We start from the raw sequence: 12,373 nt of genomic DNA on the forward strand, positions 1-12,373 counted from the left end.
GAATCTCCTCTCAGAGCTCGAACGATTCGTGGTGGATGCGCCTTCGGGGAACACCGGCCTCGCGGAGGGCCGGTAGCGCGGTCGCGGTCATGCCGGGTGGCCCGCAGAGGTAGACGTCGTGCGCGGCGAGGTCGGGGACCATCCGGCGGAGGGCTTCGGCGGTGAGCGGGACCGCGTGGCGGGCGGGCTGGTCGGTGACGTAGTGGACGGCGGTGCCGCGGGCTGCCGCGATGGCGTCGAGTTCTCCGCGCAGAGCCAGGTCCTCGGGCCGCCGGGCCCGGTAGATCAGGGTCAGCTCGCCCGGCATCGTCTCGAACAGCGCTCGCAGCGGGGTGATCCCGACCCCCGCCCCGAGGAGCAGTGCCTTGCGGCTGCGGCGTCGCGCCTGGGTGAACGCCCCGTAGGGTCCTTCGAACCAGATCCGGGTGCCGGGCCGCAGCGTGGCCAGAGCCCGGCTGTGTCCGCCCGCCTCCTTGACGGTGATCCGCATCTGGCCGGGGAGTACGGGCGCCGACAGGGAGTAGGGGTTGGCCGTCCACCACAGGCCGGGGGCCAGGAACCGCCACCGGAAGAACTGGCCGGGTTCGGCCCCGAGTTCGTCGAGCTGGTGCCCGGTGACGTACACCGAGACGACCCCCGGCGACTCCCGCGTGATCTGGGCGACCTGTGGCCGGTGCCGCAGGGATCGGCGGATCGGGGTGAGGAATCGGTACCAGACGAGCAGGGCGCCCACCCCGATGTACAGGGCGTACCAGGCGGTCCTGGCCAGTGGCTGGGCGACGAAGTCCGCGCCGAGGGCGAGTTGGTGGGAGAAGGCCAGGAACACGGCGAGATAGGTGCAGAGGTGCAGGTAGTACCAGGTCTCGTAGCGCATCCGTCTGCGGGCGGCGCGAGCAGAGACCACACCGATGCCGAGAAAGATCAGGAAACCCAGCGTCCCCTTGATCATCTCGGGGTAGTCGAACACCAGGGTGACGGTCTGGCTCACGACGCCCGTCCGGGCCGTCACCGAGTACCCCCAGATGATCAGCAACGTGTGGGCGAGGGCGAGTGAGACCACATACCGGCCGCCCATCGCATGCCAGCGGGCCAGCCGGTCGGCGCCCACTTCGCGTTCCAGGACGGGGACCCTGGCCACGAGCAGGAGCAGGATCGCCGTGGCGTAGCCGGCGAGCAGGCCGGTGATCCGGCCGGCGTTCGTGAGCCAGCCGTCCAGCCCGACCACCGATTCGGTGTCCTGCCACCACAGCGCGATCACCGAGGCGGCGCCCACGCCGATCAAGGTGAGAATCCCCTCAGGACTGAGCCTGGGCCGGAACCCCGTCTGCTGATGTGTCCGCCGATGTCCCGGTCTGCGGACGCGGCTCCGCTCGATCGCTGTCATCGGGTCCCCCTCACGTCGATGAGAGCGACTCTGGCAGCGCAACCTCTGCGTTCCCTCTGATATCAGCCCGTGTGAGCGTGTTCAGAGGAAACGCAGAGGTTCGGGCGGGATGCTGAGCAGACCATGACCATCCATCCGCAGGAACTCCACCGCCCGGACGGCGAACCCGTCCGGGTGCTGGTCGTCGATGACGAGCCGGACATCGCCGAGGTGCTCTGCCGCGCGGTCCGCCAGGAGGGCTGGCAGGTGCGGTCCGCCGGCCACGGCGAAGCCGCGGTGGGCATCGCCCGGACGTTCCGTCCCGACGCGGTCGTCCTCGACATCATGCTCCCCGACCTGGACGGTCTCCAGGTCCTGCGCAGGCTACGTGCCGTCTCCCCGGACGTGTGCGTGCTGTTCCTGACGGCCCGGGACTCCGTGGAGGACCGCATCGCCGGGATCACGGCGGGCGGCGACGACTACGTGACCAAGCCGTTCAGTCTCGAAGAGGTCCTGGCCAGGCTGCGCGGCCTGCTGCGACGGGCGGGGATGACCCGGGCCACCGACCCCGCCGGGTTGCTGACCGTCGGGGATCTCGTGATGGACGAGGACGCCCGCGAGGTCACCCGGGACGGACGTCCCGTCGACCTGACTCCCACCGAATTCGAACTCCTGCGCTATCTCATGCGCAACCCCCGCCGCGTCCTCAGCAAGGCCCAGATACTCGACCACGTCTGGAGCTACGACTTCGGCGGCCAGGCCCACGTGGTCGAGCTCTACATCAGCTATCTGCGCAGAAAGATCGACCTCGGCCGGGAACCGATGATCCACACGGCGCGCGGGGTCGGTTATGTCCTCAAGCCGGGGACGCCGTGAGAACCCTCCGGGGTCGGCTGACCACCGGTCTCGTCCTGCTGCTGGCCGTCGCCTGCCTGGCCGTCGGCGTCGCCACCTCCCTCCTGCTCCAGCGGTTTCTGATCGGCAGACTCGACCAGCAGATCATCGCGACCGGGGGCCGCTTCCCGGCCAGCCTGGGGCACCGGGTCCAGGACCGCGACGCCGACGATCGTTACCCCGACACTCGTGGACAGGCGCCGGGAACCTTCGGCGCGCGGATCCTCGGCTCGCAGGTCGTCCAGCAGGGACTGGTCCGGAACGGGCCGGATTCCGACGACACGGCGGTGCGGCTGTCGGCAGTGGACCGGCGTTCTCTGCTCGCCGTCCCGGTGGACGGCGAGGGTCACCAGATCGAGCTCTCGACGCTCGACGACTACCGGGTCGTCGCGGTCCGCGGCGAAGGCGGTGAGGTGCTCGTCACCGGTCTGCCCGTCCACCCGGTGGAGGAGACGGTGGAGCGGCTGGTCCTGGTGGAGGCGGTGGTGTTCGTCATCGTGCTGCTCATCAGCGGGATGGCTGGCGCGGGGTTGATCCGCCTGTCGCTGCGGCCACTGCGCCGCGTCGCGACGACAGCCGTGAAAGTCACCGAACTGCCGCTGTCCAGCGGCGCGGTCGACCTGAGTCAGCGGGTGCCCGATGTCGACCGGCGCACCGAGGTCGGTCAGGTGGGCACGGCCCTGAACCGGATGCTCGAACACGTGGAAGAGGCACTGGAACACCGTCACGCCAGCGAGGAACGACTGCGTCGATTCGCCGCCGACGCCAGCCACGAGCTGCGCACCCCGGTCGCGGCGGTCCGCGGTCACGCCGAACTCGCGCTCCGCAGCCGGGAACCGCTGCCCGAAGACGTGCGGCACGCGCTGACCCGGATCGAGGCCGAATCCGTGCGGATGGGAGACCTCGTCGACGAACTCCTGCTCCTGGCGCGGCTGGACGCCGGTCGGCCCCTGCTCGAAGAGGAGGTCGACCTGACCCGCGTGGTGCTGGACGGGACGAGCGACGCCCGGGCGACCGGGCCGGACCACCGCTGGGTGCTGGAACTCCCGGAACGGCCGGTGCTGATCGTGGGGGACGGCCGGCGGCTGCACCAGGTGCTGATGAACCTGCTCACCAACGCCAGCAGCCACACACCCGCCGGAACCACGGTGACCGTACGGATAACCCGCCACGGAACTTGGGTGCGGCTGGAGGTCGAGGACGATGGCCCGGGGATCCCCAAGCCGATGAGCGACGAGGTCTTCGAACGGTTCGCCCGCGCGGACAAGAGCAGGACCCGCGCCAGCGGAGGCAGCGGCCTCGGCCTGGCCATCGTCAAGGCGGTGGTGCAGGCCCACGGCGGTCACGTCGCGCTGGAGAGCACGCCCGGCCACACCCTCTTCCGAGTGGACCTCCCCGGCGACCGCAAGGGTTCTCACCTTCCCGGTGACCCTACTTGACCTGGACATATCTGGCCTTCTCGCTGGGTACGTTCCGGCTGGAAGCCGCAGCCTGGACACTGCTCGGAATCGCCTGTGGGCCATAACCGCTCGGTGGCGCGGCACAGTGCCGAGTTCATCGCCGGGGGGAATTCATGACGGACGCAGGGCGTCGTGTCCCACAAGACGGGGCGCACCGCGGGGAGTGTCCGGCCAGTGTCTTCGCGCGGCGCTCGTTCCTCCAGGGCACAGTGGCCGCGGGCGTCGCCGGAGCGGTGGGGCTGCTGGACGATGGCGCCATCGTCGACACGGTCGGCGACAGGAACGCCAGGACGGGTGTGATTCCGTTCCACGGCTACTATCAGGCGGGCATCGCCACGCCGCCGCAGCCGATCGGGACCTTCGCCTCCTTCGACGTGACGGCCGCCGGTCGCGATGAGCTCACCGACCTGTTCCGGACGCTGACCGCGCGGGCCCGCTTCCTGACCGGAGGCGGCACGCCACCGAAGCCGTCCCCGGATTCCGCGTCCCCGGACAACGGCATCCTGGGAGCCTCGGTCGTGCCGGATGATCTCACCGTGACCGTCGGCCTGGGCGCCGGCCTCTTCGACGACCGCTACGGATTGGGCGCGCGCAAGCCGGCTCAGCTCATCACCATGACGCCGTTCCTGCACGACGACCTGAACCCCGCGCTGTCCCAGGGCGACCTGCTGATCCAGCTGTGCGCCGGGCACCGGGACACGCTGGTGCACGCGATGCTCGACATCCTGGCGCACACCGGCGGCGCGATGAAGCTGCGCTGGCACATCGACGGCCAGCGCAATCCGCCCCGCCCCGTCGGCACACCCCGGGACTGGTTCGGTTTCAAGGACGGCATCTCCAACCCCGACACCACGAACGCCATCAAGATGAACCAGGAGGTCTGGGTCCAGCCGGGCACCACCGAGCCCGCCTGGTCGGCCGGCGGCACCTACCAGGTGCTGCGCCTGGTTCACTTCGACATCGAGAAATGGCAGCGGGTGCCGGTGGCCCAACAGGAGCGGATCTTCGGCCGCCGCAAGGCCAGTGGCGCCCCGATGTACGCCGTTTCCGACGACGCCCCCGACAGCCTCGATCCCATCTACACCAACGACCCGCAGGGGCTGATCACCCCGCTGGACTCCCATGTCCGGCTCGCCAATCCGCAGACCCCCGAGACGGCGGCCACGAGCTCCATCCTGCGCCGCAGCTACGACTACAACCGGACCGTCAACGAACGAGACGGTCTCGATCTGGGACACCTGTTCTGCTGCTTCCAGCGTGAACTCGACACCTACATCGCCATGCAGACACGGCTGGAAGGCGAAGCGCTGGTGCCCTACATCAGTCCGCGCGGTGGAGGCTACTTCTTCGCCCTGCCGGGCGTGCGCGACCCGCAGGACTACTACGCCCGCGGGCTCCTGGCCTGACCGCCGGCAGAGTCCGTTCAGGACGAGAGGCGGTCCGGGCCACCGGCCGAACCCCGCGAGTCATACAGGAGGCGCCATGCGTTTCTGCCGGCCACGCCGTATCGGCAGGAAGAGCCCGAAGCCGCACCGGACAGTACTGGGATTCAGCGCTGGAGTGCTGCTGGTCTCCGGTCTTCCCGCCGCGTCGGCCGGCCCGGTCCCGGCGTCATCCGCGGTCCTCCTCCCGGGCGTCGAGGGGCGCGTGTACGTCACCAACCAGCTCGACGACACCGTTTCCGTCATCGATGCCCGGACGAACAAGGTCGCCGCGACCGTACCGACCGGTTCGGCGCCCGAAGGCATCGCGGTCGCCCCGGACGGCGGGCACGTCTACATCGCCGAGAACGGTTCGGGAATGGTCTCGGTTCTCGACACCCGGACGAACACGATCGTCGCGAGCGCGCCGGTCGGGAAGGATCCCAGCGGTGTCGACCTGAGCCCGGACGGCAGGTTCCTCTACGTCGCCAACGGCGGTTCGAACAGCGTCTCCGTGCTCGACACCCGAACCAACCGGGTGACCGCCTCCATCCCGGTCGGCAGCTCCCCGGTGAGCGTGACCATCAGTGGCGACGGTGCCACAGCCTACGTCGCCAACTCCGGCTCGGGCAGCGTGTCGGTCATCGACACCCGGACCCGCCGGGTCGTCCGGGACCTGGCCGCGGGCCGCTCTCCCGTGGGCGTCTCCGTCACCCCGGACGGCGAGTCCGTCTATGTCGCCAACGAGTCGGCGGCGAGCGTCTCGATCATCGAAGCCCGTACAGGCACGGTGAAGGCCACCGTTCCGGTCGGCGAAGGCCCGTTCGACGTGGCACTCGGACCGGACGGCCGGTCGGCCTACGTCGCCGTGCTGGGCCCGGGGAACGTCTCGGTGCTCGACACCCGGACCCGCCGCGTCTCGGCGACCGTTTCCGTGGGCCCCCCGGGCACCGACCCGTTCAACGTGGCCGTCACCTCCGGCGCTGTCTACGTCACCGAGCAGGGAGCGGGCACCCTCACGGTCATCGACCCGAAAACGCTCAAGGTCGTCGCGACGATCCCGGTCGGCAACAGCCCCTACGGTGTGGCGGCCATGGTCGTCGCGTAGGGACGGTCTGCCTCGCCGCCAAGCCGCCTGTGCCTGTGAGGCTCATGCGAACTCCTTGAAGGCTGGGGCGGGCGACTGCGCGGTGGGGGACGAGGTACCCGTCCACGTGGCCCGAAAACGAGGCGAACAGGTGCCGCAAGCCCTGCGAGGCGACCCGGGAGCTGCGCGCGACCCTGGAGGCGCTGAGAGTGGTAGGGCTTGGGTCATTTACCTGGGCGACTGGCTTTGGTCACATTGAGGCTGCCCGCAGAAGCAGGGCTGCTACAGCGAGGACGAGGATCACCCCTGGGTTGACGATGCCTTTGACGTCGCTCTTGCGCAGATGGGTGCCGATGGCGCCGATGAAGTAGAGCACCAGGCCCACGGCCGCCGCGATGCCGAGCAGGCCGTACCACAGGCCGATGACCAGGCCCGCCGCGGCTGCGATCTCACACGCCGCCAAGAACGGGTACAGCCCCAAAGGCACGCCGAGTTGTTCGGTGAAGGTCTGCACGACGCGTTTCTGGCGAGTCAGCTTGGCCCATGCGGACGGCAGCAGGCCTAGCGCGAGCAGGACCGCGATGACTGCGTAGGCAACGAACATGGTCACTCCAAGTGATTGATCACGGCAATTGTTTGAGCGGGCGGGCGAGAAGGCCGCGGTTTGTCCACCCGGGGTGAGATGGGCCGTCAGGCGGTGTTCGCGCGCAGACGCTCGGCGAGGTGCTTGGCCTTGGTGACCGCGTCTTGGAGAGCCTTGGCGCGCGAGGCTTCTGCGAGCGGGATGAGCTGGGCCATCGCGGGGTTGGTGGCGGCGAGGGTCAACTCGGGGACGATGAAGTCGACCTCGACGCCGAGATACACGGTCAAAACGTCGCGCAGGTAGTTCTGGACGTATTCGAAGGGCTCACGCGGGGTCCCCGGCGAGTAGGAGCCGCCGCGGCTGGCGACGACGACGACCGGTTTGCCCTTGACGGTCGAGTCCTCGCCCGCCGTTCGCCTCGGCAGGATCACATGGTCCAGCCATGCCTTGAGGGTCGAGGGAATCGAGAAGTTGTACATCGGTGCGCCGATCAGCACGGCGTCCGCAAGCTCCAATTCCTCGACCAGCCTGATGCGCTCTGCGAAGGCGGCGGCCTGCTCTCGGCTGTGGTCGGTAGGCGCGGCGAATCCGGCGGTGGCGGCGATGCCGTCTAGGTGCGGAACAGGGTTGGCGGCCAGGTCGCGATAGATCACGACGTTTTCCGGGTGCTGCTCCTGCCAGGCCTTGTGGAAGGCCTGCGTGACCGCGCGTGAGGCGGATGCCGACAGCGGGAAGACGGACGTGTCCAGGTGGAGCAGGGTAGCCATGGGTGTCTCCTGTGACCAGCGGCCCGGATCATCCGCCCAGGCCGCAATTAGTATGTAACTATATTTCTCACAGTAGCTTACTTTTTCTCAGTAGCAAAGGATGTGGGTAGTACTATGGGTACATGGCTGATGAGGGGACTCCCGGTGAAGCGGGGTGCGGGCGGGTCGAGGATGGCATCGGGCCCGTCTTCCAGTTGCTGGGAAAGCGCTGGACGGGCATGATCGTGGCCGCGCTGCTGCGGGGTCCGGTGTACTTCGGCGAACTGCGCAGGTCCGTCCCCGGTGTGAGCGAACGCATGCTCTCCGACCGGCTCACCGAACTCGGCGCAGCAGGGCTGATCGTCCGCGAAGTCAATGAAGGGCCACCGCTGCGCGTCTCCTACCGGCTGACGGAGTCCGGTGCCGCGCTGGAGCCGGCGCTGAAGGAATTGGCGCGATGGGCCAACCAGCATCTGAAGGACAGCCGGCCGACGCAGACGACGAGCGTAGGCGCTTGAGGTGTGATCACCATGTCAGGCGGCTGGACTCAGGTGAATGTCCATGTCAGCGTCTGGGTCAGGATTTTCGCTTCGGCGCGGGCTCGTAGATCCGGCGTCGGGTGACCACGTCGGCCGGGTCGATCGACTCGGCGACCTCCTCCAGCGTGAAACCGAGCCGTTGGGCGGCCTTGATCACAGTCAGCAGGGTGACGGTCCCCGGCGGATAGGCGCGGTGCCCGCCCGGACTTCGCTGTGGTTCGGCGATCAGCCCGCGCCGTTCGTAACAGCGCAAGGTCAGCAGCGAATTCGCCGAAAGAACCGACGAGCCAGACACCGAGAACGACCCGTGCACATCCCCCTAAAAGATCTTCATCCATCGGAATTGGCGATTGCTTCTGGGTGCCGGAGCGGTTGCGACCATGTCGGGGAAGAGAAGATCAGGGGGAAATGGGAATGAGTGAGCAACCGCCGAACACGACCACTAATGCCGGTGTCCCCGTGGCCAGCGATGAGTACGCACTCACGGCCGGTCCCGCCGGCCCTGTGCTGCTGCAGGATGTCTACCTGAATGAGAAGCTGGCCCACTTCGTCCGCGAGCGTGTCCCCGATCGTGTTTATCACGTCAAGGGCGGCGGCGCCTTCGGCTATTTCGAGGTGACCGCTGACGTCACCCAGTGGACCAAGGCCGCCTTTCTCAACCAGGTCGGCAAACGCACACCGATGCTGGTGCGCTTCTCGTCGGTCGCGGGCGAAGAGGGCTACCCGGACTCCGACCGCGATGTGCGCGGCGTCGCCCTCAAGTTCTACACCGAAGAGGGCAACTACGACCTGGTCGGCAACAACACGCCGGTCTTCTTCGTGCGTGATCCCATGAAGTTCCCCGACTTCATCCACTCGCAGGAGCGAATGCCCGACAGCGGCCTGCGCAGCAACAATATGCAGTGGGATTTCTGGACGTTGTCGCCTGAGTCGGCGCACCAGGTGACGATCCTGATGAGCGACCGGGGCACGCCGCGCTCCTGGCGGCACATGCACGCCTTCAGCAGCAGCACGTACCTGTGGGAGAACGCCGGGGGCGAGAAGTTCTGGGTCAAGTATCACTTCAAGACCGAGCAGGGCATCCAGAACTTCACCGACGCCGAGGCCAGGGCCATGCGCGCGGAGGATCTCGACTGCCACCGGCGTGATCTGCGCGAGGCGATCGACCGCGGGGACTACCCGGCCTGGCGGCTGGAGATGCAGGTCATGCCGTGCCAGGACGCGGCCGACTACCGGTTCAACCCGTTCGACATCACCAAGGTCTGGCCGCACGAGGACTATCCGATGATCCCGGTCGGCCGGATGGTGCTCGACCGCAACCCCGACAACTTCTTCGCCCAGATCGTGCAGTCCGGGTTCGAGGTGTCGAACATGGTCCCGGGCATCGGGCCCAGTCCGGACAAGATGGTGCTGGGACGGATGTTCGCCTACGGCGACTCCAACCGCTACCGCACCGGCCCGAACTACGACCAGCTGCCGGTCAACCGGCCGCTCAGCGAGGTGCGCAACTACAACAAGGACGGCCCGATGCGCGTCCAGCACTCCGACGGCCAGCCGGTCTACGCGCCCAACAGCTACGGCGGCCCCCGGGCCGACGCGCACCGCTACCGCGATCCGGGCTGGTTCGTGGAGGCCGCCGAGATCATGCGCGCGGCCTACGTGGCGCACAAAGACGACGACGACTTCGTCCAGCCCGGCACGCTCTACCGTCAGGTGATGTCGCCGACCGACCGGGACCATCTGGTCGGCAACATCGTCTGGCACCTGAGCCAGGGGGTGGAGCGCTTCATCCAGGAACGCGCGGTCAACGACTACTGGAGCAAGGTCGACCCCGACCTCGGCAGGCGCATCGCCCGCGATCTGGGTCTGGCGACCCCCGCGCGGTAGAGGGCGCAGACGCAGGCGGGTCACGAACAAGTCCAGCGCGACCCGCCATCGTCGAAGCGTCGGCAAGAACCCATCCGCCTGGAGCTGATTCTCGGTTAGGGGACCACTTCGATGTTGGCCATCATGCCGTGGTCCTCATGATTGAGGATGTGGCAGTGGTAGGGATACTTTCCGAGGTAGTTGCGGAAGCGCATCCGGATGACGACCTCCCCGCGGAGCGGGAGCTGAACGGTGTCCTGCCAGCCGCGGGCGTTGTAAGGCTTGCCGTTGATGCTCATGACCTGGAAGTCGTTGACGTGGATGTGGAAGGTGTGTTCCTCGTCGGACGTGTTGTTCACCGTCCATTCCTCGGTGGTGTTGAGCCGGGCGCGGATGTCGATCCGGTCGGCGGCGAATTGTTTGCCGCCGATGTAGAACTGGGTTGAATCGCCGTTCTCGGAGAAGGTGATGGTGCGGCGGCGGTCGATCTTGTCCTTGGCGAGGTCGTCGACGGGGGCGAAGGTCGCGGGCAGAGCCGCAGGAGTCATGGGCTCGCCGGTGGAGACCAGGGTGGCCAGGGTCGTCTCCGGGTAGTCGTCGCCTGCCGGGCCGGTGGTGTACTCAAGGGTTCGCAACGTGCTGCGGCCCGCTGCGGGGCCCTGCACCAGGACGTCGAAGCGGCTTCCCGGCGGCATGACGATCGTGTCGGCGCCCCAGGGCTCGTTGACGGGGTTGGCGTCCTGCGCGATGACGAGGAAACGAGTCCCCGGCAGATTGACCTTGTAGGCGATGTCGGCACCGATGTTGGCCATCCGCCACAGTTGCGTCTCTCCGGGCCGGATGGTGATGACGGGGTCGATCTGCCCGTTGACGGTGCGCGTTGTCGGCGCGTTGCTGTCGATGCCGGCGGTCGGGATGGCGCCGTCGCGGACCTGGAAGTCCTTCAGGGCGATGAGGCGCTGGGTGATGTTCCGTAGCTCGGGCGGCAGGTAGTTTTCGAGTCCGTCGATGATGATGGCGCCTGACAGGCCGGCCAGCACTTGCGGTTCGCTGAACGGGTGGCCGTGGGAGTGGTACCAGTAGGTTCCCGGCGCCAGGTCCTTCGGCAGCCGGTAGCTGTAGTGGTAGGTCTGCCCGGGGTGGATGTGCAGGTAGATGTTGTCGGAGTTGCCGCGCGGTGAGACGTGCCAGCCGTGGGTGTGCAGGTTGGTGTGCTCGGGCAGCATGTTGACCAGGGTCAGATCGAGCTGGTCACCCGGCCGCAGCCGGATGGTGGGCGGCATGTACTCGCCGTTGTAGGTCAACGCCCGCACCTGTTTGCCGCCCAGGTCGACGGTGCGCATCTGGGCTACCAGCCGGATCTTCAGCGTCTTGTTCCGGCTGACCAACTGGCGAGGCTCGCGAAGCGCGGTCTGGGTCGTTTCGGTTCCGGTGGGGCTCACCGTGGCGACGGGGGTATCCGCAGGGGAGCCGCCGCAGCCGCTGATCGCGACGGCCGTGGCCACGAGCAGGCCGACCAGCATCCGTCCTCTGCCTGCCGGTCTTTTCGGCCGCGCAGTTGCCTTGAAGCCGATCGCGGACATGGGTCCCCCTCACACGAACGTCAAGGGGGGCTCAAATGCTATGGCTCCGGCGGTCGGCGCTCTGGGCCGACACGCAAGCGTGTCCCGATGGCGGAGAACAGGGCTGCGGATAGTTACTCGGGCTGGTATGGACAAAAAGTGCGGAAATGCTGAAACGCCTGTTTTGAACCCTTTGTGGTTGAAAATGGCGTAGCTGAGGGGAGGCTTCAGACGAACGATTCTTTGGCGCATCCGAGGAGATCCATATGGCCAAGCGCTCTTCCAAGCCCTGCAGCCAGCCGTGGCTGCACGTCGACGGTGCGCAGATCCAGGAGTTCGGCACCGTGCGGACGTTCCCGCTCGGGCTGTCCGCGCAGGCGCGCGAGTACTCCTGCCAGCGGCTCAATCAGATTCTCGCCGACACCCAGATCCTCTACAGCCTGTACATGAAGCACCACTGGCTGATGCGAGGCCCGACCTTCTACCAGCTCCATCTGCTGCTGGACAAGCACGCCGGCGAGCAACTGGAACTGGTGGACGCGCTGGCCGAGCGGGTGCAGACGCTGGGTGGCGTCGCCGTGGGGGACCCGCGCCACGTGGCTGAGATCACCGTCATCCCGCGCCCGCCGGACGGCTGCGAGGAGGTCCCGGCGATGCTGTCGCGCCTGGTCGAGGCGCACGAGACGATCCTGATCGCCTGCCACGACGCGGCCGCCCGCACCCAGGAGAAGGGCGACGACGGCACCAACGACCTGCTGGTCTCCGAGGTCATCCGCACGGGCGAGCTGCAGACCTGGTTCCTGATCGAGCACCTGGTCGACACCCCGCTGGTCGAGTCACCTCGCACCTGAC

General features: G+C 67.7%; 12 protein-coding genes. 7 read left to right on the forward strand and 5 right to left on the reverse strand.

What is annotated here, in order from left to right:
* Positions 1–10: 10 nt before the first annotated feature.
* Complete coding sequence (locus AW272_RS36335) at positions 11–1,273, reverse strand: ferredoxin reductase family protein (RefSeq protein ID WP_245657906.1); 1,263 nt, start codon at positions 1,271–1,273, stop codon at positions 11–13.
* 234 nt (positions 1,274–1,507) lie between these two features.
* Between AW272_RS36335 and AW272_RS36340 the strand changes: the two genes are divergently transcribed.
* The 4 genes from AW272_RS36340 to AW272_RS36355 all read left to right on the forward strand — a co-directional run bounded on the left by AW272_RS36340 (position 1,508) and on the right by AW272_RS36355 (position 6,246).
* Positions 1,508–2,239 (forward strand): response regulator transcription factor, encoded by a 732-nt coding sequence (locus AW272_RS36340; protein ID WP_066374694.1) that lies wholly within the window; start codon positions 1,508–1,510, stop codon positions 2,237–2,239.
* Positions 2,236–3,696, forward strand: coding sequence for a sensor histidine kinase (locus AW272_RS36345; protein WP_066374697.1), 1,461 nt, complete (start codon positions 2,236–2,238; stop codon positions 3,694–3,696). The genes AW272_RS36340 and AW272_RS36345 overlap by 4 nt, the downstream gene beginning before the upstream one ends.
* A 134-nt stretch (positions 3,697–3,830) precedes the next feature.
* On the forward strand, positions 3,831–5,123 hold the full coding sequence (locus tag AW272_RS36350) for a Dyp-type peroxidase (protein WP_066374704.1): 1,293 nt from the start codon (positions 3,831–3,833) through the stop codon (positions 5,121–5,123).
* Positions 5,124–5,199: 76 nt separating this feature from the next.
* Complete coding sequence (locus tag AW272_RS36355) at positions 5,200–6,246, forward strand: YVTN family beta-propeller repeat protein (protein WP_083959064.1); 1,047 nt, start codon at positions 5,200–5,202, stop codon at positions 6,244–6,246.
* Between the two features lie 229 nt (positions 6,247–6,475).
* Here AW272_RS36355 and AW272_RS36360 read toward each other — a convergent pair whose 3' ends face one another.
* Together AW272_RS36360 and AW272_RS36365 are read right to left on the reverse strand one after the other, a co-directional pair.
* On the reverse strand, positions 6,476–6,829 hold the full coding sequence (locus AW272_RS36360; protein WP_066374906.1) for a DoxX family protein: 354 nt from the start codon (positions 6,827–6,829) through the stop codon (positions 6,476–6,478).
* Between the two features lie 86 nt (positions 6,830–6,915).
* The gene (locus AW272_RS36365) at positions 6,916–7,575 is read right to left on the reverse strand and encodes an FMN-dependent NADH-azoreductase (RefSeq protein ID WP_066374708.1); all 660 of its coding nucleotides are present in this window, start codon (positions 7,573–7,575) and stop codon (positions 6,916–6,918) included.
* A 122-nt stretch (positions 7,576–7,697) separates the two neighbouring features.
* Here AW272_RS36365 and AW272_RS36370 point away from each other — a divergent pair, with 122 nt between their 5' ends.
* A complete protein-coding gene (locus AW272_RS36370) occupies positions 7,698–8,072 on the forward strand; it encodes a winged helix-turn-helix transcriptional regulator (protein WP_066374710.1) in 375 nt (124 codons plus the stop codon).
* Positions 8,073–8,130: 58 nt separating this feature from the next.
* Here the strand turns inward: AW272_RS36370 and AW272_RS36375 are convergent, their stop codons facing one another.
* Positions 8,131–8,346 (reverse strand): MerR family transcriptional regulator, encoded by a 216-nt coding sequence (locus AW272_RS36375; RefSeq protein ID WP_245657898.1) that lies wholly within the window; start codon positions 8,344–8,346, stop codon positions 8,131–8,133.
* 155 nt (positions 8,347–8,501) lie between these two features.
* On the opposite strand from AW272_RS36375, the gene AW272_RS36380 reads away from it, so the two are divergent.
* Positions 8,502–9,980, forward strand: a complete 1,479-nt coding sequence (locus AW272_RS36380; RefSeq protein WP_439649180.1) for a catalase — start codon at positions 8,502–8,504, stop codon at positions 9,978–9,980.
* A gap of 95 nt (positions 9,981–10,075) precedes the next feature.
* Here AW272_RS36380 and AW272_RS36385 read toward each other — a convergent pair whose 3' ends face one another.
* Positions 10,076–11,482, reverse strand: coding sequence for a multicopper oxidase family protein (locus AW272_RS36385; protein ID WP_157519152.1), 1,407 nt, complete (start codon positions 11,480–11,482; stop codon positions 10,076–10,078).
* A gap of 305 nt (positions 11,483–11,787) precedes the next feature.
* Between AW272_RS36385 and AW272_RS36390 the strand changes: the two genes are divergently transcribed.
* Positions 11,788–12,372 (forward strand): Dps family protein, encoded by a 585-nt coding sequence (locus AW272_RS36390; RefSeq protein ID WP_066374716.1) that lies wholly within the window; start codon positions 11,788–11,790, stop codon positions 12,370–12,372.
* Position 12,373 lies beyond the last annotated feature (1 nt).

This window comes from Herbidospora mongoliensis (genome assembly GCF_001570545.1).
Classification (GTDB): domain Bacteria; phylum Actinomycetota; class Actinomycetes; order Streptosporangiales; family Streptosporangiaceae; genus Herbidospora; species Herbidospora mongoliensis.

Bases quoted from the DNA above. Each gene is read 5' to 3' on its own strand.
- AW272_RS36390 (WP_066374716.1), top strand. From the start codon at position 11,788: ATGGCCAAGCGCTCTTCCAAGCCCTGCAGCCAGCCGTGGCTGCACGTC.
- AW272_RS36370 (WP_066374710.1), top strand. From the start codon at position 7,698: ATGGCTGATGAGGGGACTCCCGGTGAAGCGGGGTGCGGGCGGGTCGAG.
- AW272_RS36350 (WP_066374704.1), top strand. From the start codon at position 3,831: ATGACGGACGCAGGGCGTCGTGTCCCACAAGACGGGGCGCACCGCGGG.
- AW272_RS36385 (WP_157519152.1), bottom strand. From the start codon at position 11,482: ATGCTGGTCGGCCTGCTCGTGGCCACGGCCGTCGCGATCAGCGGCTGC.
- AW272_RS36340 (WP_066374694.1), top strand. From the start codon at position 1,508: ATGACCATCCATCCGCAGGAACTCCACCGCCCGGACGGCGAACCCGTC.
- AW272_RS36365 (WP_066374708.1), bottom strand. From the start codon at position 7,575: ATGGCTACCCTGCTCCACCTGGACACGTCCGTCTTCCCGCTGTCGGCA.
- AW272_RS36360 (WP_066374906.1), bottom strand. From the start codon at position 6,829: ATGTTCGTTGCCTACGCAGTCATCGCGGTCCTGCTCGCGCTAGGCCTG.
- AW272_RS36380 (WP_439649180.1), top strand. From the start codon at position 8,502: ATGGGAATGAGTGAGCAACCGCCGAACACGACCACTAATGCCGGTGTC.
- AW272_RS36355 (WP_083959064.1), top strand. From the start codon at position 5,200: ATGCGTTTCTGCCGGCCACGCCGTATCGGCAGGAAGAGCCCGAAGCCG.